Here is a 22,168-nt window from a genome sequence, read left to right on the forward strand (position 1 = left end):
CCCCGCCCGGCGTTCCGCCTCTTCTTTTGCATGGGCGGCAACGGAGACACTTCATGTTCACAGATAGCGAACGCTTCGCCTTCGACACGCGGCGGCACCATGCCTTTGCGACTACCGGCAATGCCTATGACGCGTCGCAATGCGACGAGAGCATCAAAACTGGCGATACCCTGATCGTGCTGCCCGAGCGCGTGATTGCCGTCGCCATGACCTGGCCCTTCGCGGTGACCGCAGAAGCAGGAAAGCTTCACAGCGTAGCGCCGCCCCGCGAAAGCGAGACGCTGGCCGACATCGCCCGGTTGCTTCATGTGACGACTGCCGACTTCGAGCACGCGGCCGAGCTGGCGCGCTGCCTCGGGTTTTCGCTCGACCCCAACCTTGTGCCGCTGCTGCCAGCCTGAACGCGCCGGACGCCCTTGCTCGCGCAAGAGGCTGGTGAGGGGAGAGGGGCGATCGCGGTCGGATCAACCTATTGCGAAAGGACACGTACCATGGGCGACAGAGCCCCCGTTCACATCACCATCGGCGGCGCGCTGCGCCGCGACCTTCTGGCCGACCTCGCAGCCTGCGCCGAGGAATACGATCTGCGCACCGAATGGGACGGCGAGCCGTTCGGTCCGGCGGCGGTAACCGAGGGCGAGTCGCTCGAGCTCTACGGCACCGAACTCAACGGTGGGCAGGTCACGGAGGTCGACGCGTTCTGCATCGAGCACGGGTTGATCTTCCGGCGCTGGTCGGGCGGCTGTCCCGGGGCCTATCTCCCCGAGATTGTCGTGTTCGACGGCACGGGGCCCATGCGCGACTACACGGCGAGCGAAGACGAATATGTCCTCTTCCCGCCGTCCTGGATCAGGGGCTTCACCCGGCTGCGTGACCTCAAACGGGCGATGGCCAAGGCCGAGATCACCGTCCCGCCGCTCGTCATTATCTCACGCGCCGAACCGCCCCGGGAGGGCGCTCTACCATGAAATACGTCGTCGCCTTTTACGCGGTCGATCGCGCTTACGGCGGGCCGGAGGAAGGTGGATGGTGGTTCGACACCGGCGAACTCGTCCGCCTACACCGGGTCTGCCTTACCGAAGCTGCTGCAGCGCGGCTCGCGGTGCGCGCCAATCGGCTGCTCGACCTGGTCCAGCGCGGCCATTGCCGCCTTGATTCCGTGCTCTACGTCGGCGGCCGCTACCGCGCCTGCCTGTTCGAACACATGGCTCCGCCCCGCTTCCCGCAAGCCCCACCCCGTTACGAATGAGGCTCCCATGACCGATCCCGATTCTGCAGCGTCGCCGTCTGATGAACGCGGCCGCACGCTCGCGCAGTTCCCGCTCTCGCGGGTGACCGAGGTCTTCCATGACGAAATGCTGGGTGTTCTTCCCCCGGCCCATATCCGCGGCGCGGCCGGCTTCTTCGTCTCCGAAGCGGTAGCCGAGGACATCCACGCCCAGTTCGTCAGCCGCGATGGCCGTTTCTACGGCGGCTATGTTGCGCTGCGCGATCCGGAGACCTGGATCACCTCGGCCCGTATCGCCGCCTACGATGTCGATAACCCTTACGCGGTGGAACTCGCCTGGTATCCCGATGGGGCAGGGGAGGCTGCTGCGTGACCCGCCACAGGCTCCTCGAACTCGGGGCAGGGCCAGCGAACGAGCCCTGCGCCCAGCTCGGCCGAACCCCCGATTTCGAGCGCGTCAACAGACATGAGCTGCGCGCCTTTCAGGCAGCGGTGATCGCGGTCAACGGCCCGCCGCCTGAACCGCTGGAATTCGCGGCGATCGCCAACGCTCATGATTTCGGGACGTACCGGACGCTGTGGATCGTCTCGCTGGTGGCGGTACTGCCGCCCAGCGCCCGGCGCTGGCTCAATGGGCTGGACGTGCCGTCAAGCTGGATCAGCGCGGGGTTCCCGCCGCCGGTCACTTACGCAGGTTCGGGATTTCCATGCGTGCGCCCTTTTGCCGAGGTGATCGCTGGCGCGTTCCAGATCACGCGGCCGCGCGACGACGGCAGCATCTTTCCGCCCGCAAACGCGGTCCTCCACCGCAATCTTGAAGCTACCTACGGCCCCATGCTGGCCGCACGCGGGGCGGGCGTTACCCCGGCGATGCCGACGGGAGGGTAGGGGGAACACGGCGGGCAGGCGAACAAGGAGACCTGCCATGCCCCGCTTTTACACCGGAATCGGTGCACGCCGCACCCCGCCCGAAGTGCTCGCGCTGATGACGCGCGCTGCCTTCGCCCTGCTCAAACGCGGCTACCTCCTGCGCTCCGGCCATGCAATCGGCGCCGACAGCGCGTTTGAACGCGGGGCGGGGGAGGACAAGCAGATCTTCCTGCCTGCGCCGGGCTGGCGGGGCTCGGCGAGCCAGTTCCACCCGGACGCATTGCCGCCGGAGCTGTGGCAGCGCGCACGGGCCATTGCTGCCGCGGCGCACCCCGCTTTCGCCGGACTCGATCCTTTCATCCAGGCCTTGCACACCCGGAACGTGTTCCAGGTGCTGGGGCCTGAGCTCAATGCGCCCGCCGACTTCGTCCTGTGCTGGACCGCCGATGGCGAAGCCTCGGGCGGGACCGGTCAGGCAATCCGCATCGCCGCTGCCCACGGCGTTCCCGTCTACAATTTCCAGCGTCCGCGCGAGCGTGCGCACGTCGAACGCCACCTCTCACTCTGAGCATTGCCCTGCCGTTCCGGTCCCCGACGCAGCTGCGCTGGGCAGCGCCAGTCTGGGGCGGCTGTGCGCTTCCCGCGAAGGAACTCCCATGTCCGCAATCCACCTCGCCCTCGATATTCCCTGCACGCGCGACGATGCTGCCCGGCTGTTCGCCGTGCTCATCTTCCTGGCACAGCTTGAAACCGACCCGGATGCCAAACCGGGGCCGGAACTGGACGCGACCTTCGGCGCAAACGCGCGCGAGGCGCTGCTCGGGATCATCGGCCACCCCGTGCCGCTCGGGATCGACTGCCGCTATGATCCCGTGACCAACCTGCTGTCGGTCACTGATGTCGAGGGCAGGCCTAACCTTTCCGCCGTGCCGGTGCTTCTCCTCTGGCTTTACCCCGACAAGCTGCCGCTCGCCTACGCGGCCCACACCGCCGCGCGTCCCGAGCACAAGGTCTGGACGCTGATCGGGCTCAATCGCATCGAGATCACCGAGGACGCGGCCTCGGTCGAGACGCGCCTTGCCGCGCTCCGCTCCGAACCCGGCGCTGTGCGCCGGATCGACCTGCTACCGACAAAGCCCTTGCCGAACGGCGGTTGACGCCTGGGTGCGTGCCCACTCACGCGGCGGCGCGGTCCGGAGGGGTGTCGCCGGTTCGGCGCCGGGGACCACGCGGCGGCAGCGGCTCGCCTTCCTTCCACACCATGTGCGTTACGCCCTCGCAGGCGAGCAGCGCCTCGAGCGGTTCGCTGGCCTCAGTATCGCCATCATGGATATGGATCGCGGTTGCATCCTCGCCGGTGTCCTTGAGCACCAGGCTGGCGATCGGCGCGCTGGCATCGAGGTTGACCCGCATACCCTTCACGAACCGGCGCTTCTCAGCGACCGTCTTGGCAATGAGGTACTGTTCGTCGCTGCTTTCGTAGGGCAGCCATTCGCCGGTCACCGGCATCAGCGCCACTTCGATCAGGTCGAATGTCCCTTGCCTGCGCCGCGCGAACGAGCCGGCAACGACGAGGTGGCCCTGGTTCCCTTGTGCCTGCCACAGCGCCAGCTCGCCCGCGAACCGCTTGTGGAAGCGGCGCGCCATGTCGGGGTCCATGACGAACGGCATGTCGCCGACGTGACGAAGTACGATGCGCTCCGCGCCGTGCGCCGGGGCGATTTCCTTGATCTCTCCCACCACCACCATCAACTCGTCACGCGAACGGTAGACGCGCTCAAGCGCCGCCCGGCGGCGCGCGCGCAGGTCCTCCTTGTCCTCGAGCCGGAACGTCTCGGGCACGAACAGGACATGGGACAGAGCTTCCTGCTTGACCTTGCAGCTGGCCGCGGCTTCGAGCAGCGCGCGGCGCACCACGAACCAGCTGCGCTTGCCCGCCATCTTGGGATGCCAGTGCGTCAGTTCGGCCCGGTCCCACAGGACATGGAGCAGCCCCCGCATCGACAGCTTCTGGCCTGTGGACTTGACCGTCGGTTTGTCGTTGGTGAGCGCCGCTGGCGCGAGCCGCGCCGCACCGCGTGACAGCGGAAAGGCGAGCTTGAGCGTCGTTTCGCCGGAAGCCTCGTCGTCGATCACGGCATTTCCCCGGACCTGGGCCATGCCGGTCAGGAAGTCCGGAGCCTCGTAATGGTCGCAGGCCGTCGCATGACGTGCGCCCGAACCTGGCCAGCGCGCCAGCACGTAGCGATCATGGCGGTGGCTGATATAGAGCGGCAGCTCTTCGTGCCTGCGGCATTCGCAGAGCACCCGCTCCTTGCGCGCATAGGCTGCGCCGAGCACAGCCTGCAGGTCATCCTGGCCGCCGGTGACGACCTTCCCGAGCACACGGTATCGCTGGATCATTGGGGATCTCCAATTTCTCGCGATCGACGCTGCCCGTTCGACCTCTCGCGCATTCTCCTTTGGTTTGTCTGACGCGGCCCGCATGGCGCGCGCTGGGCCAAGTCTATCCTTGCCCGTGACCCCCGGCAAGGCCGGCGGCGCAGAGCGTAACCTACCGCCAGATTCGCTTGGTCAGTCCGCTTGGCCCGCCTCGTGCGCGAGGCTCTCGGCAATTCCCTCGGCAAGCCCGAGGCACAGTGCGGCTTCTTCGCGGCTCAGCACGATCTCGCTCGCGGCCTGATCGGCGAGCTTGCCTGCCAGTACTGTCGCCATGGCCTCAGCGACCATGCGCGCGCTCGGCATCTGGACCTCCTGATCCATTCGCGATTCTCCCTTGCCAGTCGCATGGAAACACTGCCCCTGCGGGCGCTTCCAGAACGGCCCCCAATAGCCTTTCTAGAGCCGCTGGTCGAGCATTGCTGCAATCCACTGACGCGGTGGGCCCGCCATGCGGGCGACAATCGCACATCGGTATTGGGCTAAAGGTGGTTGGGGTGTTGGGAGGCAAAGGGCAGGGGAGAGGGCGGGGGCACCCCTACGCCCGCGCCCCGCGCGGGGCTTGGGGCGACCCGCTCTACTCGCTAGGGCGCGCGGTCGGCGCTCTCGCGCCGCCGCCCGCCCAACCTCGCCGGCAAGAATGCCGGCCCTTCGGGTGACGATCGGGGCCAGTCGGGAAGAGGGGAGGGCTTGGTTCGACAGAGCGGCCGCGCTAGGGATTGTCGATGCCTGTCGTTCTTGCCGCTGCAGCCTTGTGCGTTTCCGTGACCGTCCATGACGGCGACACCATCCGCTGCGGCCGCGAGCGGGTGCGCGTCGCCAACATCGACGCGCCTGAACTGCCGGGCAGTCCCAAGTGCCAGGATCGCCGGGTGTCCTATGCCTGGTGCGATTACCGGGCAGGCGAGGCGGCGCGCGTGGCGCTCGTCCGGCTTGTCTCGCGCGGTCGGGTCATGATCACGCGGCTTGGCACCGATCCCTATGGGCGGACGCTTGCCACAATCTCGGTGAACGGCGTGGACGCCGGCGACTACCTGATCGCGCAGGGCCTCGCGAAGCCCTGGCGCTGACGCGCCCATTCGCACGCGGTGGCACTCTGAAATTTCCGGATCAGCCCGCTCTTCGTGCAGGTGCTGACGCACAAGGCCGTTGCGGTAAGCGGAGAGAAATCGAGGTTTCTCGTGCGATCTCGTTCTGACTTGCCCGGACATGCGCAGGCGGGAGTACCGCTTCGAGGGGAGGGTGCGCATGGACACCGGCGTGGTGCCGGGGTGCCCTGACGGGATGCAACCAAGGCAGACGGGTAGGAACGCCTGGGAACCTGCGGCCTGAACTGACGAAACCGCCCTTCGTTTGCCGATGAACCCTGCAGCGCCAGTCCCTGGCCGCAACCCAAAAGCAGCGGACCGTGAAGCCCTGCGGGCTTGCCGCACCACTCCTCGCTTTTGGGTTTCCCTCACGCCCGTTTGATTTTTGGCGTTCGGTGCGGGCCCGGGCCTTTGGCCCTGCCTGTGGTCTTCATCGGCGGGCGGTTCCGCCGAATTCAAGCCACGGAGAAACCCCATGAAGAACCTCGTCATCCTGATCGGCCGCATCGCTAGCCAACCCGAAACCCGTCACGCCGGTGAAACCGCGATTACCTCCTTCACCCTTGTCACCGACCGCCCCAAGCTGGTCGATGGCAAGACGGTCAAGAACGAGGCCGGCTACACCGAGACCCTCGCTGAGTTCCACCGCGTCACCGCTTTCAACGGCCTCGGCACTTCGGTCGCCAAGCACAAGAAGAAGGGCGACATGGTCGAGGTCCAGGGCCGCCTCCACTACTCGAAGTGGACCGACCGCGAGGGCGTCGAACGCTACGCGGTCGAGATCGTCGCCGAGGAAGTCCTCTTCCTCTGACCGGAGCCCGGGAGGCGGCAGCGCCGCCTCCCAACGGGGGGTGAGGCCAATCCCTGCCGGATCGTTGCACCCCCGATTTCTCACAAAGACAGGAATTCCCCATGACGATCACTGCCGAAACGCCGGTGTGGGATACGCCGAGCGGCATGGGCGGCACCTTCACGGTGGCGCTGCTTGAAGACGATCCTGCCTGTCCAACCGTCCTCGCGCGGGTCTGTTATGGCCGCCTCGATGAGGCAGGCCGCTACCATCCCTGGCGCGAATGGGATGGCTACACGTTCCGTGTCGCCCGCACCGAACTCGCTCATCCGCGCCGGTTTGCCGATCCGACCCCGCGCTACCGACCGCCGGGGTGAAGGTGGATGCCGCGTTGCACAAAATTCAACTGCCGGACCTTATTTCGCATTTGCAGCATTTAAGGCGTCACCCCATATCAGGAGTGCCTTTCAGGCATCCTCTCCCAAAACTTTCCAAGGGGCCGGCGCAAGCTGGCCCCATTTTTTTGCGCATGTCGATCTGGAGCGCAAGCCAACGGCACTGGCATTTGGCGGCCGCGGCCCATAGGGTCCGCCATCGCCAATTAGAGAAAGACCGCACGCAATGGCCGATGAAATGCTCCTGGATCATGTCGCCGATATTGTTTCAGCCCACGTCAGCAACAATTCGGTCGCGGCGGGTGATCTGCCAGGCCTGATCCAGTCGGTCTACGCTTCGCTGGCTTCGCTTGGTCAGGTGCCCGAGCCGACCGAGGAAGTCCGTACGCCCGCCGTGTCGGTGCGCGCATCAGTCAAACCCGATGCGGTTACCTGCCTTGATTGCGGCGCGAAGTTCAAGATGCTCAAGCACCATCTCAGCACCGATCATGGCATGACTCCGGCCGAATACCGCGCCCGCTGGAACCTCGCTGCTGACTATCCAATGGTAGCGCCGGACTATGCCGCTCGCCGCAAGGAACTTGCTCTCAAGATCGGTCTCGGACGCAAACCGCGTCAAGTGGCTGTGGTTGCACCCGCCAAGCTGAAGCGAACACGCAAGAAGCTTGGGGTCGCCTTCGGCTCGCAAGGTGTGGTTTCGGGAGGGGTGCTGGACGGTTCCTGAGTATTCAGTTCAGGGAACCTCGACTGGCACGGGGGCAAGCCCCTTCGCCCGCTTTGCGAGCTTTCGATCGAAGGTCACGAAAGCGCTGCAATGCCCGGCCTTGGCCAGATGCAACGCATCGGCAAAGTCCATCCCTTCGCCTAGCCAGTCGAGCGCCTGGGCAACTTCGACCGGCTCCTCCAGTGTGATACCTGGAAGACCACCGATCGCGCGGAGTCCGTCGGCAATAGCCGCGGGCGTGAAATTGTAACCGGCGCGCAGGACCCATTCGATCTCGAGCACGACGGTCGTTGCAACGAATACGTCGCCTTCCTTGATGACCTTGCGCGCCGCTTTGGCCTGCTTTTCATCGTCGGCGGTCAGAAACCTGACGACGATATTGGTATCAATCGCGCGCACGGCGCTTTGCTTCCTTCGCGATAGCTGCATCCATCTCCTCGAGCGACAGCGCGGGACCACTGTGGCGCATGGAGCCGAAAACCGCATCGATCACGGTTTCGGGAAAGGCCGGGGTAGCTCTGAGGAGCACCCCATCGGGCGTGTCTTCCACGGTCAGCCGGGTGCCTGCAGACCAGTGTCGCCCTTCGCGGATAGCCTTGGGCAGGATAACCTGCCCCTTTGTCGAGATCACCGTCGTGATCCGCTCCTGCATACCCATCTCGATCTCCAGCGGTAAGATGAAAGTAAGATAGCCGCGCATCCGATCCTTGGCAAGCCCATGCTGAGAACAGCCATCGCTGCTTCTCATATTGTGCGATTGTGCCGGTTCTGTCGTTTGTGACACTTTACCCGGCGGGTAGAGTGTCAGAACTGACAAACCGTACGAGGCACGCGAAAGGGGATTCACAAGATTCACCTTTTGTGCTCAAAACTGATCCATGCAGGACCAAACACACATTTCCGGCGTGGGAGCCATCTATGCAGCGTTGGCTGCGGCATCGAAACGCCCGCGATATGCCTTCCTTGTCCTCCAGCTCGTGGCTGAAGCAGCCGACGCCCGTGGCCGTGCCGGTCCGCTCGTCGGCCGAGGAGAAGCCCCGATGCTGCTACGCGACTGGCTATGCACCCAGCTTCTTCCCATGAGCGAGCAAAGCGTGCGCCGCGCAGGCCTGAGGGCCCGCGTAACGATCTCGCTTCAGCACCAGCTGACCGGCGATCCTGACGCCGATACAGCACGTGTCGATCACGCGGTCGAAGAGCAGGTCCTGGCCGTTGGCCGTGCCAATGTCAGCCGGGCGATCTCGGACCTTGTGCGTGCCGGGCTCGTGACGCGCCACTATGCGGGTTATGCCACCAATCACGAGAACCGCGGCGGTGGGCGTCATGCGGTCTATGTGGTTCGGCCTGTCGTTCTCAGGGCGCTTGGGAAGATTGCGGCAACGCAGAGCGTTATTCCATCCTCAGCAAGATGTCAGGGCGAGCTGTTCGCGGCCTAACTTGTTGATTTAACATAATCATTATTATCAATCTTCGATTTCGCCGCCAAGTAGAGATGTCACTCGGCCCACCGACGACCGATTTATCCCACATTTTCCGGCTTGCGCCGATCTGTGGGATAAACTGAACTAGCGAAGCCGCAGCTTTGCGTCCTCGCCTTCGGCAAATGCATTGGTTGCCATCAGGGCAGACCTCGCACTGGCAAGTGTGCTCCAGTCGATGCTGTGCGTATAGCCTTGCGCGACATCGAGCATCCGGATCAGCGGAGCTGTCTGTCCGTTGTGCGAGAATGCCTTGAGCGCTGAGAGATAGTCCGTCCGGTATGCTGTCGGAATGATGATCCGCTCCTGATCACGGGCAACAAGTTCAGCGTTCATCATGATGCGCGCCACGCGGCCGTTGCCGTCAGCGAACGGGTGAACTTCGCTTACCAGTGTCATCATGAAAACCGCGCGCTGGAACGGATCGTCGAGCGCATTCAGAAATTCAAAACCTCGCTCGAGGGTTCCGTCGACGAGGTCGGGATGCACGAATACGGTAGCCCCGGCCTGGTTTCCCCGTTCCTTGAATGCGCCGGGCAGCTTGTCGGGCCGTGCCTCCATGACCGAAGCGTGACGCCTTCGTAGCAAGTCGCGGAAGCCGCCAAAATCGGACGGCAGAGCTTTCAATTGCTGCAGGTCGGAAACAATGCGGAAAGTTCCGAGCACGTCGTGGGCGTCTTCTGGCCTCTCGTTCGGAATGACCCCGTCGAAGACAATCTGTGCCGCTTCCTCCACGCTGAACTCGGTACCTTCGATGAAGTTCGAAAAGTACGATTCAAAGAACGCCAGTGTCGCATTGGCCTCGGCGGTCCGGGGCGGAACCGGGCGCATCTCCACCATGGTTTCGCGAAGCGCCGCAAACAGCCCCTCAAATAGCCTGATGCGATCCGGATCGAATGGATGCCCGGCAAGCCGTGCCTTGCCAATCTCGCTCTGCATTTCCGCTTCGCGCGTCCCGAGCAACGATCCGATCAGGTTATCAAGTTCGTCCGCTTCGGCCTCGTAACCGAGCTCGGGCGCGATCCTGCGCGCGTCGTCGCGCAGTCGATTGACCCCCGCCTCCCCTTGCTGGCGGATCATCGCATCGAGCCGTCTTTCCAACTCTCCGCGTTCGATCACTCGCGATGTGCGGTCTTTACGACCTCTCGAAGGCCGCAAGTTTTCGAGATAGGCACGCGCTGTCGAAGCGAGGCGCGCGCCTCCGAAAACGCGGTCGCTGTCCAGCGCGCCGGGTCCTGGCCGCGGTCGCAATACCAGTCCCGGAAGTTCGGTGTCGCGCCGCTTTGCCGAAATCAGAAAGACCGACCCATCTTCGGCCGGCTTGCTCTCCAGTGCAGTCCGGTCGGCAATGATTGCATCTGGGTAATAGGACGCGATCAAGGTATACCAGTTTCGGCGCACGAGCCGTTCGGGATCCTCGTCGAGGTTCCGGTTTTGCCTGAACGGCATGCGATCAGCCGAGCTCGCCGGCATTGGCCTGATCGAGCAGATCCATGAATGTCCGCGCCGCTTCGCGGTCGCGAGGGTCCTTGAACGCCACATCGAGGTCCGGCGCCGAACCCAGCATGTAGAGCAGCGACCACATAGCGAACCTGCGTCCCTTGTCTGTCTCGAGACCGAACTCGACCAGCATGCGCTCTATCCCGCTGGCCAGCCCTTCGGACGAAACCGCTCCGAGATCATCGGTCCCGAAAAAGCGCCGCATCTGGTCGTCGAACTCCATGGCGGTACTTCCCTCCAGCGATGCGATTATGCTGCCCACGGCAGCCATTTCAGATTGAGCGGCCCTGTCAAGAATGGCGCACTCGGTCCCGCGCGCCCTTTGTGCGCGCTCCTGCGGGTGCGGAGTTTCCTGCCCTGGGCCGCCGGCACTCTTGCCTCCGGCTCCGTCGCCGTCCCGCGCCCCGCGACAAGCACGGGTTTCACGGGACGACGGACTTGCTCCGGCAAGGGGTCCATTCCCGTCAGGCTGGCCGCGCCGTCGTCGGCGCTGGCCAGAGCGCTCCCTCGTGCCCCGCGCGGGCGCGATACGCGCCGCGGCGGGGGGTTTTGCGGGATCGCGGAAGAACCACAGCAGGGCGGCGTTTTGCGGTTAACCCCGAACGCCCCCAATCCTTTCAGGCTCGGGGGTTCGGGGGCAAAACCTAAATCTCTCTCTCATCTCGTTGGCTGAGCGAAATCAGCATCGCCATAGCATGACGCCTGGGAGATTGGCGGCCGTCAAGGATCGCGGGTGCCCCCCGATTTTGGCCTGCTGCGGCTACCGCCTTGCGAGCAAAAATCGGCTCCCCCCACGCCCGCTGCTCGCGGCGGCAGCGCGTGCGCGCCGCCGTCCCTGACTGCCTGACTCCGGCGTCCCTCCGATGGGCATCTTTCATCAGCGTGATGAGAGACAATTCCTTTTGGAGGTTATCATGACGGACCGTTTCTCGAACTTCGCCGACCTTGCCGAACACTATGCGCGGGAAATTGCCACTCCCGACTATGCTGCCGCATTCATGGAGCAGACCGAGCTGGCCAAGCTCTCGATCGAGCATGAACCGAGCGCTGCCGAAATGCCCGACCCCGAAGTGGCGCAGGCGGCAATCGAGATGATGCTCGCAACGGTGTTCGACCTGTTCCGCGACACCCGGATGGAGGACATGGCAAGCGAGGTCGCCTGGGGCATTGCCAACAGCTTCCACGTGGTCGCCAAGCGCCTCGACAACAGAGAGGATTCGATGGCGAACCGGCTGCAGGAAAAGCTGCGCGAATACGATCCGAGCGAAGTCTATGCGACCGATCTGGAAGACCTCACCATGCAGGCCCGCAGCCTCGCCGAGTGCCGCGACGCGATGGAATGCATGCGCGACCATGCCGCGAAGATCTACCTCGTGGAGACCGGTCGTCCCTTCTCACCAGTGCGCGGCTCGCGGGTGTCGTCCAAGACCAATGCCTCGATGATCGAGGCGCGCGATTACCTTGCAGCACAAAAGGCGCAGCGGCGCGAACAGTTTGCGCCCACGGGCCCGGTTGTGGTGTTCTCGGGCGGGCAGCAGTTCACCGACATTGCTCAGGTTGAAGACTACCTCAACGCAATCCGGACGCGCATCCCCTCGATGGTGCTGGCAACGACCGCACAGAACAAGGGCGCTGACGTGATCGCGGCGGCCTGGGCATCAAGCAAGAACGTCCCCGTCATCCTGTGCAAGCCCGATGCCTCGCGGGGTCCTTCGGCGCCCTACCAACGCAATGCGCGCATGCTCAGCTTCAAGCCGGTCGAGGCGGTGGTGTGCAGCGGCGGCGGCATCCAGGCGAACCTCGCTGACCGGCTGCGCGAGGCGCGCGTGCCGATGCACATTGTGCGCGAGGCCGGTGCCCAGAACGAGGCTCCCCCAGCCCGGTCAAAAGCACCGGCTCAGGCAGAACGCGGCGGTGCAAAGCGCACGGTCAATGGTGACGATCTCCCGCCGTTTTGAGCGGGAGACAACGTGATCCGACTTTACCGAAGGGTGTCCGGTCTAACCGCCGGATGCCCTTCTTTTTTGTCGATTGGAACGCCCCTGGTCTGACCCGGCTCGCTCGCTGGGCCCCGGGTGACGGCCTGTCGGCCTGCCCGCTTCCCAGCCTTCGCATCGGCCGGGCGGCAGGCCAGCACTTGGACCCACCGGCGGTGCGGACCAACAGGGGTTAAAACTCTCGCAGAATTCCAAGCATGATGACCGCCATTGTCCCGCGTCAAGAAGGGCGGTTCCCCCAATTTTTCCGCATGAAGAATGCGAAAAAATCGGCTCCCCCACCCCCGCTTCGCGGCGGGCCGCGGGCGGCCCGTTCCTGACCCGGGCCAAGCTCGGTCATCTTTTCGGAGGCCTCTTCAATGATTTTGACAGGAGGCTTCCCATGAACGCTCTTACGACCGCACTCGACATCCCGGCTTTCGATCCCATCAGCTATGACGCCGCACTGCGCGCCGCCACCGTCCGGGCCCAGCACAGCTTCTTCGACCAGCACGTTATCGAGGACGACGAGGGCTGCTTCGTCGCTATCGACGAGGGCGACTATAATGCGCTGCCCCAGCACCTGATCGACCGGATCGTCCATACGGTGCCGGGCATGATGGCAGACGATTTCGACGAGGCGAACATCGCCCGCGCCGCGAGCTTCATGAGCGTGGTGATGGATCCCGAATGGGACGCGGACTGCCCGTTCTGACATGCAGAAACTTCGAACGGCGCCGGAGGGCTCGTCAGGGGCTCTCCGGCCCCTTTTTTGCTCCGGTCCATAAAGCGCAGCCGGGGCCCCCTCGACTGCCTGCGGATGCAGGCAGTAATTTTGGGAACCCCGGCTGCGCTGGTCTCTCGCGAGACCGGTTTCAGCTTTTCGCCAAGCGCTTTTCCGCTTCGTCCAGGCCGAGCTTTCCGAGTGCGGCGAAGAAGCCTTCAACCCGCTCGAACGGTGCCTTGCCGAGTGCCGATTTTCTCAGCAGTTCGGCCATGGCATTTTGCTCGCTTTCCCGCAGCTTCGCTTCGCGCGCTTCCAGCGCGTTTCGCTCCCTTGCGATTGCCTGTCGTTCCGCTTCAAGACTTCCTTTCCTGGCCATGATGATACCTCGTGGGTTGGCGCTGAAACCTCCCGGCAAAAGCATCACAACGCCAAAGCCTGTTGGCAAGTCCTCTTGTTCAAACCATCTGTAATTTGCCGACGCCTGCGAAGCATAGATTGCCCCTGCTGCGCCTAGAGACTGGCACTGAAGGCCCGATCCTCGATCCTGAAAAAACCAGTAATCCAACGCGAACCAAGTTGCATCGGATCAAGGGGTAAAGGTGCAGACCGTACACTGCACGGCAGTAAGAGAAATTGGCAGAACTGCGCGCGTATACAGCAATGGCATCCCTGTATCACAATGTATGATAATCGCTGAACACAATTGGAGATGAAGCAATTGCGCCATTTTTCGCGTAATACATTTGAATACGGCAGGCACCGGCTCCCCCTTCCCTTGCCAAGCCATCGGCGATGGCCTAAAACATCCAGGCGCAATCTCCACCGGGCCCTTTTCGAAGGGTTTGGTGATGACAGAAACAGTTCTGATTTCGGTCCGGCTTCCCGGACCCGTTGCCGAGGCGGCCAATGCCGCTGCGGTCTCGCGCAATATCTCCCGATCGAAGCTTCTGCGAATCGCCATCGAGCGCTTCATCGATGACCTTTCCGGTTCATCTGAGCAGGATCGCCGGCGGCAGTTCTCGTCCGAGTATACCTTCCTCGCGCTCGACCTCATCGTCCAGCGCGAATACCCCGAGGTGCACACCGAACTTCTGACCGAAGCCGAGCGGCGCATGGAGGCCTTCCATGGCGGGGCCTGACACCTGGTCCGACCGCGCTCGGCCGGGCAAGCTGCAGCACCATTCGGCGCGCGGGACCATGCCGCGCAATGCCGGTGATTTCACCCGCGGTTCGCAGCTGATCACCCATGAATTCCTGATGTGGTTTGCCTCCGCGCGCCTGCCTTTCATGGTGTGGTTTTTCACCTTCCTCCTCGTGCTCTCGGTCGCGCTCGCGCTGCGTCTCCACGAACACGAAGTGCAGATGATTCTCATGCGGATTTACGCCGCCGGATGGGGGTTCATGGAGTTCAATCCCGGCAAGGTCATCAACCTCACCCTGCCCTCTGGCGAAGTGATCCAGGCGCCGATTTCGATGGTCGCCTCACACCCCGATGTTGCCATCGCCTGGAACCGGATGATGCGCGCGGTCTGGGGCTCGCTGTTCATCTCGCTGTTCCTCGCCGTACCGCTCGCCATCTGGTTCGTCGACTTCTCGAAGCGGCGCGGCAAGTCGATCCTCGAAGAACGTCACCAGCGCGGTGCAATGCTGGTCGACGGCGCAGAGCTGGCAGGCGTCATCAATGCCCACAACCGGGCTGCGCTCGAACAGGAAATCGCCGAGCGGCTTCCCGACATGAGCTTCGACGAGGTCATGGCGATGCCACTTGCCCCGCGCAAAGCGGCCGGCATTCACCACGCCTATTCGCTCGCCGGGGTCGCCTTCCCCTGGCGTACCGAACAGTCGCACACGATGATGATTGGCTCGACCGGGACCGGCAAGACCACCCAGATGCGCGCGCTGATCGCCCAGATGCGTATGCGCCGCGATCGCGCCGTCGTCTTCGACCTCACCGGTGCCTACGTCGAGGCGTTCTACAATCCCCAGACCGACGTGATCCTCAACCCGATGGATGAGCGTTGCCCATCCTGGTCGGTGTTCGGCGAGGCGAAGAACCATGCCGATTTTACCGGTATCGCCGCTGCCCTGCTTCCGGCCGATGGCGGCGGGGCCGAGCCGTTCTGGATGCTCGCTGCGCGCACGCTGTTTGTCGAGACCTGCATCAAGCTCATCAAGGATGGCCAGGCGACCAACCAGGCGCTCGCCAGCCGGCTGATGATGGCGGACCTCAAGGAGGTCCACAAGATGCTCGAAAACACCGTCGCCGATCCCCTGACTGCGCCCGAAGCGGCCAAGATGGCAGAGTCGATCCGGGCCGTGTTCAACACCAATGCCCAGGCGCTGCGCTTCCTGCCTGAGGGCAAGGAGCCCTTTTCGATTCAAACGTGGATCCGCAACGATGACAAGCCGGGCAGCATCCTGTTCATCACCTCCTCGCACAACGAACTCGTCCTCAACCGCGCCCTGCTCTCGCTCTGGATGAACCTGGCAGTGCACACGCTGATGCGCCTGCCGCGCACGCGCTCGTTGCGCACCTGGTTCTTCTTCGACGAGGTCCATGCGCTGCACCGCCTGCCTGCAATCGAGGACGGCTTGCAGACCGCACGGGGTTCGGGGAGCCTTCGTTCTCGGCATCCATTCCTTCGCCAAATTGTCGGAGACCTACGGCAAGGAAGGCGCGCAGAACCTCTCTTCGCTGGCGCGCACCAAGCTCATTTTGGCCGCCGCCGATCGCGACACCGCTGAGCATTGTTCGGACTACATCGGCCACCGCGAGGTGCGCATGATGGATGAGGCCTACAGTTACGGCTATTCCAACATCCGCGATGCGGCGACAATTACCCCCCGCTCGGAAGTCCAGCCTCTGGTGCTCCCCGATGACATCATGAAGCTGCCCTCGCTGCGCGGGTTCCTGGTATTCCCCGAGGGCTTCGATGCCGCGCGGATCAAGCTCACCTACAAGGACTACCCGGCGGTCGCCGAAGGCTACATCCTGCGCGAGAATGTCGAGCCAATCGAGTTCGCGAAGCCCGCCAGCGACGACGATGCAGACGAAGAAGGTGGTGGCCGAGAGACCAAGGACGAGCTCGAGCCCAAAGTCGAACTCGACCGCGATGAGGATATGCCGAGGCCGCCAACGCCTGCGCCGCAGGCGGATGTTGCTGCACCTCCCGCCGGATCTATGCCAGGCGACAGCCCGCTCGCCGCAGGCAGTCTCGGCAACACGATGATATTCCGTCCCGGCGGTTCGCCAATCGATGTGCAGGCGCAAACCCGCGACGCCGAAAGTACAACCAAGCCTGAGCCAAGCGCACAGGCCAAGACTGCTGGACAGCGCGCCAGTCAGACCGCGCGCGAGCTTGGCGAAGCGCTCGAACCGGAGAGCAGGATTGAACGCTCCGCAGGCGGTCCAAATGGCCCCGAGGTGCCCGGTCTCGGCCTCGCTGACGGCCCGGATGATGGAATGGAGATGTAGCCCATGCACTCCATTGCAGCAGTGCGGTCTTCAAGCGGCGCCGCCGACTATTTCGCAAACGACAACTACTACACGGCTGAAGAGAACGCGGAAGCCGGGGTCTGGGCTGGCGAGGGTGCGCGCGATCTGGGACTGGCGGGTCCGGTCGAGAGGGATGCGTTCGAGGCGATCTTGAACGGACACCTGCCAGATGGCGATAAAGTCGGGCAGGTCGAGGGGGCGCCGCCTGGGCCTCGATCTTACCTTTTCGATGCCCAAGTCTGCCTCGATCCTGGCCCTGGTCTCGGGCGACCGGCGGATTCTGGATGCGCACCTGGCCGCGGTGCGTTCGACCATGGCGCAGCTTGTCGAAAAGCAGTTCGCCGAGGCCCGCAATTACGAACGCAGCCGCAATGGCGAGCCCGAGCGGACCGGCAATCTCGTCTATGCTCTCTTTGCCCATGACACGAGCCGCGCGCTCGATCCGCAAGGCCATATCCATGCCGTGGTCGCCAACCTCACCCGCGATCTCAAGGGCAACTGGAAGGCACTGTGGAACGGTGAGATCTGGAAGAACAATACGACGATCGGCCAGTTCTACCATGCAGCCTTCCGTGCCCAGTTGCAGAAGCTCGGCTACGAGACCGAGGCCGCCGGCAAGCACGGCGCTTTCGAAATCAAGGGCGTGCCGGGCGAGGTCATCAAGGCGTTTTCAACCCGCGCTGCCGAGATCGAGGCCAAGATCGCCGAAACCGGTGCCACCACTCTGGCGACCAAGAAGCAGATCACGCTCTATACCCGCGATCCCAAACTTGTGGTCGAAGATCGCACCGCGCTGGTCGAGGGCTGGAAGACCCGCGCCGCCGAACTGGGCTTCGACGGCAAGCCGCTCGTCGCCGAGGCCATGGCGCGGGTACAGCACCAGGCCAGGCCATCGCTCCGGGAAACTGCCTCTCAGGCCTTCGCCGAGATCGCGAGCGGATCAGTGCGGCCATGCGTCCACCGAGCGCGCTGGCTGTCAGCGGGACGGCCGCACTCTTCCTCCCCGCTGAAACCATCAAGGCCCAGCACGCGACCGCGTCCGCTATCCGGCACCTTTCCGAGCGGGAGCGGCATTTTCACCCCATGCCATCCTGGAGAGCGCACTCGGATTTCAGATCAAGGGCCTCGAGGGTGAGGCCGTGGTCACGCGGATCGGTGAACTTGTCCGGGACGGCCGCCTCATTCCTGGCAAGTCTGAACGCGCCGACGGTCACTACGACTTGGTGACGACGCCTGAGGCGCTGGCGCGAGAACAGCAGATATTGGTCCGCCTGGATGCCGGTGCCGGTCAGGGCCGCGCTTTCATGGCACTTGACCTCGCCATGGCCCGGCTTCAGGAGGCCGCTCGCGAACTCGGGCTCGAGCGGGCCGGCGTCGATAGCTGGCAGTTGAACGAAGGTCAGCTAGCCGCCGGCGTTGCGATCCTTTCGGGCACCGACCGGTTCCTCAACATCCAGGGCGTTGCGGGCGCCGGCAAATCGACCCTGCTTGGGCGCTGGACAAGGTGCTGGCGCCGAAGGCGTCAAGCTGATCGGCCTCGCCTTTCAGAACAAGATGGTCGCCGATCTGCGCGGCGGTGCTTCGGGGACGATGTCAGTCGAGCAGATGAAGGAAGCCGGGATCGAGGCCTGGACCATCGCCGGTTTCATCAACATGCATGGTTCGGCGGCAGCCCAGGGATCTGGCGAGCGCTTCGAAGCCTCCAAAGCAGCGCTGCGCAATACCGTCATCATCACCGACGAGTCCTCGATGGTCTCTTCGCGCGACATGCTGCGGCTCACCGCAATTGCCGAGCAACTTGATGTCGCCAAGGCGCCGTTCATGGGCGACCGCCAGCAATTGTCGGCGATCGAGCAAGGCAAGATGTTCGCGGTCTCGCAGGCCGCTGGCCAGGCGACCGTGCGGATGGACGAGAACATCCGTCAGAGGAATTCGCCGCTCCTGCTGGCGGTTGCGGGGCTCTCGAACGAAGGCCATGCCAGCCTCGCGCTTGATCTTCTGGCGGCGCACGGCCGGGTGATCGAGGCGGGTCAGCACCACGTAGCGCGGGCCGCCGAGCTCTGGCTGTCGCTGAGTCCGGAGAAGCGCGAGGCGACGGCAATTTTCACCGCCGGGCGCGACGACCGGACCCAGATCAATAGCCTCGTACAGCAAGGGCTTCTCCAGGAGGGCGCGCTGAGGGGCGAAGGCATCGCGCTCACAACGCTTCAGAGCGCCAATGTCAGCCGCGAGGAACTGCGCTTTGCCTCAACCTACCGGCGCGGCCAGGTCCTCGAGGCGCGGATGGATGTGCGCGAGATTGGCCTCGCCCGCGGTGAATATGCGATTCTCGACATTCGCAAGGACGGCAAGGTCACGCTCGAGAAGAGCGGCAAACGCCTGAGTTTCGATCCCGACCGGATCGACCCAGACCACAAGTTCGACCGGCTCGGACTCTATGACCAGAAGTCCATCCGGATCCATGACGGCGACACGGTGTTCTAGCGTGACAAGGATGCCGGCCGCGACATTGCCAAGTCGACTTACGCGCGGGTGATCGAGGCAAAGCCTGACGCGGTCACGGTCGAACTTGCCGACAAGCGGCAGCTTACCCTGCCCGTGGGTGACCCCATGCTGCGCCGTCTCGATCTTGGCTACGCGCTCAATGCCCACATGGCGCAGGGCATGACCAAGGCACATGCAATCGAGGTGATCTCGTCTTCCCAGCGCAACCTTGCGACCCAGCGGACGCAGAATGTCCTCAATACCCGCGCCACCGATGACATGCATGTTGTCACCGATGATCTCGGGGCCCTCAAGTTCCAGCTCGACCGCACACCGGGCAACAAGACTTCCGCGCTTGAGGTAACCGGCAAGGTCGAAGTCGATGCCGGATACACCAATCCCATCGAAACCCGCCAGGTTCCCGAATTGCGCATGAGCCCGGAGCTCAGGGCCAAGCTCGATGTGGTGCTGGGTCCGGTGCCAGAGGCGCCGGGGCGGCAGCTTCCCGTTCCCGAAAAGTCGCTGGGACTCGATCCCGCGAGGCGCCGGACCATCCCCGCCTTCACCAAGGAGCGCGCCACCCGGCTGTTCGATGGCTGTCAGGCCACGCTCATCTGGCTTGCGGTGCTCGCCTTCGCTGCGCCCGGGTCCGATGTTCAGGCGGTTGCGGTCTGGGCGATGGTCGCGGTCGCGCTCGCCGCTGCATTCGTCGCGCTCTGCCCGTCATCACCGGACGGACTGGCCGAAATCGCCGCTTCGAACCCTGTCCCAGCAAATGCGCCCGGCCCTGCCAATCCAGAAGAGGACCAGACGGATGTCCTATGACCATCAGGAAATCGGCGAATTCGCCAATGAGAGGGACGCTCAGGACTGGGCGGAACGAAACAACCTCGATGTCCGCGACCTCCACTACCGCAGTCGCGGCAGTCGGGGCGTTACCCTGAGCGTGCGCCGGTCGGCGCTCGGGGACTCTGCAACCAGCGACCTCTCATACGGCCGCCGGACCGGCTTTTTCTGGAAACCAGGAGACCACCCATGAAACTGAAATACCTGTTGTTCGCGCTTCTTGCCGTGGGTGCCCAGCCTTCGCTCGCTGCCGAGCCGGCAGTCGGCCTTGGCGAGAATGTGATTGAGTCTGCCGCCGCAGTTGCCGCGGTCCGCAGGCAGGAACTGCAGCGCGTCGCCGATGCCCTGACCGCCGAAGCCAGTGCGAAAGCAGCCGTGAATATGCGAGATGCAGCCCCGGCGATCAAGGCGCGGATCAAGGCAATGAAGCGGCCCTCCCCTGCTGCCGAGCAGCCGGATTGTGCCCATTGTCCCGACAAGGGCGCTGTCCGTCATCTCCATTCTGCCAGCGAAGCGTCTGCGGCCGACTGCATTCACTGCATCGACCGTCAGGCCTCCGTCTGACCAGAAGGCGCGGTCCGGGCCGCCTCCCACCGGGCCGCGCCGAACTGGATGCACAGAGGCCACATGGAGAAGTGGGTCGTGAAGCGATACGTCTACATGCTCGAACCGTCCGATCGGGTCGAGCTCAACGATGATGATGTGGGCAGTAGCGACGATCGCGCGCTCGATTGTCTGGCCGACAGGGAGTTTCTTGCCGCAGCGTTACTGTGCTTGAAGCCCCGCGAAGAGCGGCTGATTCGGCTGCGCTATGGCATCGGCGGTATTGGGGAGCATACCTATCGGGAAATCGGTAATGAACTCGGCACGACCGTTGAGCATGCCCGGCAAATTCACCTGAAATCGCTGCGTAAGCTCCGCTGGCATGCAAAAAGGTTCGACCCTGCCAGGATGGCCAAGCGCAGCCGCAGTATACAGTACCTCCCTTTCCGCACAGTCCGGCCTTCGAGCAAACTGCAAAGAGACGTTCGCGAACTCCTTGCGTTCCTAGCCGACAGCGTGCTCCCGAACGTTCCTCATCCGATTTCGAAGCGAGACCCACGGCACAGCGGCGCGCAAGCCCTCTCGCCCGTAAACGCGAGATCGCACCCGATGTACGGCCCCGCCGCAATTCGCGGTTTTCGGAATGGATGCTGTTCTGGCTTGCCGGCTGCTACCTGATAGCGCTCGCTTTCGATTCTACCCTGGCCTTCAATCTGGCGAAGGTGGCAGGTGGCGGTTCTGCACTCCTGCTTCATTTCATCGCGGCGTATGTCGGCCTCATGATCAATGCCCTTGTGATCTTTGAGATAGAGAACTCCCGCGATTGGCCCTGCTCGCCGATGAGTCAGCCGTGGCTGACGCGGATATTTGGCGTGCTTATAGTCCTGGCCGTTGTTGGCGTGTTGGGTCCTTCCCAGCAGTTCTTTCGTGGCATGATTGCCGAAACGCCCGATCGGTTCAGAAGCCCGACGCCGACGATCATTCTGGTCTTTTCGGCAGCCATTCTGCTCATCGGCCCCCGATGCCTTGTCGGGATATGGAAGCAGGGAAGGAGTGCATGACAGCCGTGCTGCACCAGTATGGCCCAGAGGCTACTGGGCAATTTTCAGCTGGTAAGCTAGGGGCATTGCCGCAGTCACAGTCCTTCAATTCTTTCTCGAACGTCACAATTATCAAAGCGTCTAACTGATGAACCAGACACGCAAACGCCCTGCCAGTTCCTTTGCTGGCTCGATTGAACGTGGACCGCGCGGGCCGATCCTGCGCGACGACGCAGGTGTCAGCTGGCGAATTGGATTTGCCGATGGCACTGTGCCTGACAACGTGGATGGCCAGGTGCGCATTCGCGGTCGTGTCGTCGATATCGACCGGATCGAGGTCGACTACATCGAAGTGCAGAATGACGCCTGAAAGCTGGACTTGGGTCGGATATCGGTTGGTCCCGGATCAGCCTGCGGCTAATTCCGTGCATGCTTCCAATAGGGCCTCCCAATCTTCGGGAGGATTGCCTTTGTCGAGCATGGATTTGAAAACGGCGTAGGCATCGCTCTTTTAGCCATAGGTGCGCAGCGTGTTGCTGTCGTT

General features: G+C 63.5%; 28 protein-coding genes and 4 pseudogenes. 24 read left to right on the forward strand and 8 right to left on the reverse strand.

The window, feature by feature from the left end:
• Positions 1-53: 53 nt before the first annotated feature.
• The 7 genes from IPF76_RS19730 to IPF76_RS19760 all read left to right on the forward strand — a co-directional run bounded on the left by IPF76_RS19730 (position 54) and on the right by IPF76_RS19760 (position 3,255).
• Positions 54-401, forward strand: a complete 348-nt coding sequence (locus tag IPF76_RS19730; RefSeq protein ID WP_066213458.1) for a hypothetical protein — start codon at positions 54-56, stop codon at positions 399-401.
• A 90-nt stretch (positions 402-491) separates the two neighbouring features.
• The gene (locus IPF76_RS19735; RefSeq protein WP_066213455.1) at positions 492-968 is read left to right on the forward strand and encodes a hypothetical protein; all 477 of its coding nucleotides are present in this window, start codon (positions 492-494) and stop codon (positions 966-968) included.
• Positions 965-1,249 (forward strand): hypothetical protein, encoded by a 285-nt coding sequence (locus tag IPF76_RS19740; RefSeq protein WP_082739420.1) that lies wholly within the window; start codon positions 965-967, stop codon positions 1,247-1,249. Before IPF76_RS19735 ends, IPF76_RS19740 begins: the two co-directional genes overlap by 4 nt.
• 7 nt (positions 1,250-1,256) lie before the next feature.
• Positions 1,257-1,601, forward strand: a complete 345-nt coding sequence (locus tag IPF76_RS19745) for a hypothetical protein (RefSeq protein ID WP_066213452.1) — start codon at positions 1,257-1,259, stop codon at positions 1,599-1,601.
• Positions 1,598-2,116, forward strand: coding sequence for a hypothetical protein (locus tag IPF76_RS19750; RefSeq protein WP_066213449.1), 519 nt, complete (start codon positions 1,598-1,600; stop codon positions 2,114-2,116). The genes IPF76_RS19745 and IPF76_RS19750 overlap by 4 nt, the downstream gene beginning before the upstream one ends.
• 37 nt (positions 2,117-2,153) lie before the next feature.
• A complete protein-coding gene (locus IPF76_RS19755) occupies positions 2,154-2,666 on the forward strand; it encodes a hypothetical protein (protein ID WP_292949319.1) in 513 nt (170 codons plus the stop codon).
• 88 nt (positions 2,667-2,754) lie between these two features.
• Positions 2,755-3,255 (forward strand): hypothetical protein, encoded by a 501-nt coding sequence (locus tag IPF76_RS19760; RefSeq protein ID WP_293847348.1) that lies wholly within the window; start codon positions 2,755-2,757, stop codon positions 3,253-3,255.
• Between the two features lie 19 nt (positions 3,256-3,274).
• Here the strand turns inward: IPF76_RS19760 and IPF76_RS19765 are convergent, their stop codons facing one another.
• Both IPF76_RS19765 and IPF76_RS19770 read right to left on the reverse strand, forming a co-directional pair.
• Positions 3,275-4,501 carry a DUF1173 domain-containing protein gene (locus IPF76_RS19765; protein WP_293847350.1) on the reverse strand — a complete coding sequence of 409 codons (1,227 nt, stop codon included), beginning with the start codon at positions 4,499-4,501 and terminating at the stop codon, positions 3,275-3,277.
• A 171-nt stretch (positions 4,502-4,672) separates the two neighbouring features.
• Positions 4,673-4,861: a hypothetical protein gene (locus IPF76_RS19770; protein WP_066213442.1), complete on the reverse strand. Its 189-nt coding sequence runs from the start codon at positions 4,859-4,861 to the stop codon at positions 4,673-4,675.
• Positions 4,862-5,262: 401 nt separating this feature from the next.
• Here IPF76_RS19770 and IPF76_RS19775 point away from each other — a divergent pair, with 401 nt between their 5' ends.
• From IPF76_RS19775 to IPF76_RS19790, 4 genes are all read left to right on the forward strand, one after another.
• Positions 5,263-5,607 (forward strand): thermonuclease family protein, encoded by a 345-nt coding sequence (locus IPF76_RS19775; RefSeq protein ID WP_066213936.1) that lies wholly within the window; start codon positions 5,263-5,265, stop codon positions 5,605-5,607.
• Between the two features lie 493 nt (positions 5,608-6,100).
• Positions 6,101-6,436, forward strand: coding sequence for a single-stranded DNA-binding protein (locus IPF76_RS19780; protein ID WP_066213939.1), 336 nt, complete (start codon positions 6,101-6,103; stop codon positions 6,434-6,436).
• Positions 6,437-6,537: 101 nt separating this feature from the next.
• Entirely contained in the window at positions 6,538-6,792 is a 255-nt protein-coding gene (locus IPF76_RS19785; protein WP_066213941.1) for a hypothetical protein, read from the forward strand.
• 244 nt (positions 6,793-7,036) lie between these two features.
• Positions 7,037-7,534, forward strand: a complete 498-nt coding sequence (locus IPF76_RS19790) for a MucR family transcriptional regulator (protein WP_066213943.1) — start codon at positions 7,037-7,039, stop codon at positions 7,532-7,534.
• Positions 7,535-7,543: 9 nt separating this feature from the next.
• Here the strand turns inward: IPF76_RS19790 and IPF76_RS19795 are convergent, their stop codons facing one another.
• Together IPF76_RS19795 and IPF76_RS19800 are read right to left on the reverse strand one after the other, a co-directional pair.
• Positions 7,544-7,933, reverse strand: coding sequence for a type II toxin-antitoxin system VapC family toxin (locus IPF76_RS19795; protein WP_066213946.1), 390 nt, complete (start codon positions 7,931-7,933; stop codon positions 7,544-7,546).
• On the reverse strand, positions 7,920-8,234 hold the full coding sequence (locus IPF76_RS19800) for an AbrB/MazE/SpoVT family DNA-binding domain-containing protein (RefSeq protein ID WP_231729310.1): 315 nt from the start codon (positions 8,232-8,234) through the stop codon (positions 7,920-7,922). The genes IPF76_RS19795 and IPF76_RS19800 overlap by 14 nt, the downstream gene beginning before the upstream one ends.
• Positions 8,235-8,574: 340 nt before the next feature.
• On the opposite strand from IPF76_RS19800, the gene IPF76_RS19805 reads away from it, so the two are divergent.
• Positions 8,575-8,970 carry a hypothetical protein gene (locus tag IPF76_RS19805; RefSeq protein WP_231729311.1) on the forward strand — a complete coding sequence of 132 codons (396 nt, stop codon included), beginning with the start codon at positions 8,575-8,577 and terminating at the stop codon, positions 8,968-8,970.
• A 129-nt stretch (positions 8,971-9,099) separates the two neighbouring features.
• On the opposite strand, the gene IPF76_RS19810 is transcribed toward IPF76_RS19805, so the two are convergent.
• Entirely contained in the window at positions 9,100-10,485 is a 1,386-nt protein-coding gene (locus IPF76_RS19810) for a Fic family protein (RefSeq protein WP_293847353.1), read from the reverse strand.
• Complete coding sequence (locus IPF76_RS19815; RefSeq protein ID WP_066214091.1) at positions 10,466-10,735, reverse strand: hypothetical protein; 270 nt, start codon at positions 10,733-10,735, stop codon at positions 10,466-10,468. The genes IPF76_RS19810 and IPF76_RS19815 overlap by 20 nt, the downstream gene beginning before the upstream one ends.
• Positions 10,736-11,426: 691 nt before the next feature.
• On the opposite strand from IPF76_RS19815, the gene IPF76_RS19820 reads away from it, so the two are divergent.
• Positions 11,427-12,470 (forward strand): DUF2493 domain-containing protein, encoded by a 1,044-nt coding sequence (locus tag IPF76_RS19820; RefSeq protein WP_066213954.1) that lies wholly within the window; start codon positions 11,427-11,429, stop codon positions 12,468-12,470.
• A 421-nt stretch (positions 12,471-12,891) separates the two neighbouring features.
• A complete protein-coding gene (locus IPF76_RS19825; protein ID WP_066213957.1) occupies positions 12,892-13,203 on the forward strand; it encodes a hypothetical protein in 312 nt (103 codons plus the stop codon).
• Between the two features lie 160 nt (positions 13,204-13,363).
• On the opposite strand, the gene IPF76_RS19830 is transcribed toward IPF76_RS19825, so the two are convergent.
• Positions 13,364-13,780 carry a hypothetical protein gene (locus tag IPF76_RS19830; RefSeq protein WP_293847356.1) on the reverse strand — a complete coding sequence of 139 codons (417 nt, stop codon included), beginning with the start codon at positions 13,778-13,780 and terminating at the stop codon, positions 13,364-13,366.
• Between the two features lie 283 nt (positions 13,781-14,063).
• Between IPF76_RS19830 and IPF76_RS19835 the strand changes: the two genes are divergently transcribed.
• The 10 genes and pseudogenes from IPF76_RS19835 to IPF76_RS19875 all read left to right on the forward strand — a co-directional run bounded on the left by IPF76_RS19835 (position 14,064) and on the right by IPF76_RS19875 (position 21,994).
• Positions 14,064-14,354 (forward strand): hypothetical protein, encoded by a 291-nt coding sequence (locus IPF76_RS19835; RefSeq protein ID WP_019054076.1) that lies wholly within the window; start codon positions 14,064-14,066, stop codon positions 14,352-14,354.
• Positions 14,341-16,690 (forward strand): annotated as a pseudogene (locus IPF76_RS19840) (type IV secretion system DNA-binding domain-containing protein). The gene IPF76_RS19835 and the pseudogene IPF76_RS19840 overlap by 14 nt, the downstream one beginning before the upstream one ends.
• A 3-nt stretch (positions 16,691-16,693) precedes the next feature.
• A pseudogene (locus tag IPF76_RS21040) lies at positions 16,694-16,843 on the forward strand (hypothetical protein); the annotation flags it as partial.
• A gap of 37 nt (positions 16,844-16,880) precedes the next feature.
• Complete coding sequence (gene mobF, locus IPF76_RS19845) at positions 16,881-17,846, forward strand: MobF family relaxase (RefSeq protein ID WP_366499749.1); 966 nt, start codon at positions 16,881-16,883, stop codon at positions 17,844-17,846.
• Between the two features lie 187 nt (positions 17,847-18,033).
• A pseudogene (locus IPF76_RS19850) lies at positions 18,034-19,195 on the forward strand (AAA family ATPase).
• A 48-nt stretch (positions 19,196-19,243) separates the two neighbouring features.
• Positions 19,244-20,020 (forward strand): hypothetical protein, encoded by a 777-nt coding sequence (locus IPF76_RS19855; protein ID WP_293847358.1) that lies wholly within the window; start codon positions 19,244-19,246, stop codon positions 20,018-20,020.
• A 210-nt stretch (positions 20,021-20,230) separates the two neighbouring features.
• Positions 20,231-20,605 carry a hypothetical protein gene (locus tag IPF76_RS19860; protein ID WP_293847360.1) on the forward strand — a complete coding sequence of 125 codons (375 nt, stop codon included), beginning with the start codon at positions 20,231-20,233 and terminating at the stop codon, positions 20,603-20,605.
• 63 nt (positions 20,606-20,668) lie between these two features.
• A complete protein-coding gene (locus IPF76_RS19865; protein WP_293847362.1) occupies positions 20,669-21,262 on the forward strand; it encodes a sigma factor-like helix-turn-helix DNA-binding protein in 594 nt (197 codons plus the stop codon).
• A complete protein-coding gene (locus IPF76_RS19870; protein ID WP_293847364.1) occupies positions 21,232-21,645 on the forward strand; it encodes a hypothetical protein in 414 nt (137 codons plus the stop codon). The genes IPF76_RS19865 and IPF76_RS19870 overlap by 31 nt, the downstream gene beginning before the upstream one ends.
• Before the next feature lie 127 nt (positions 21,646-21,772).
• Entirely contained in the window at positions 21,773-21,994 is a 222-nt protein-coding gene (locus IPF76_RS19875; protein ID WP_293847366.1) for a DUF5818 domain-containing protein, read from the forward strand.
• 36 nt (positions 21,995-22,030) lie between these two features.
• On the opposite strand, the pseudogene IPF76_RS19880 reads toward IPF76_RS19875, so the two are convergent.
• A pseudogene (locus IPF76_RS19880) lies at positions 22,031-22,168 on the reverse strand (type II toxin-antitoxin system YhaV family toxin); the annotation flags it as partial.

This window comes from Sphingopyxis sp. (assembly GCF_016704835.1).
Taxonomy (GTDB): domain Bacteria; phylum Pseudomonadota; class Alphaproteobacteria; order Sphingomonadales; family Sphingomonadaceae; genus Sphingopyxis.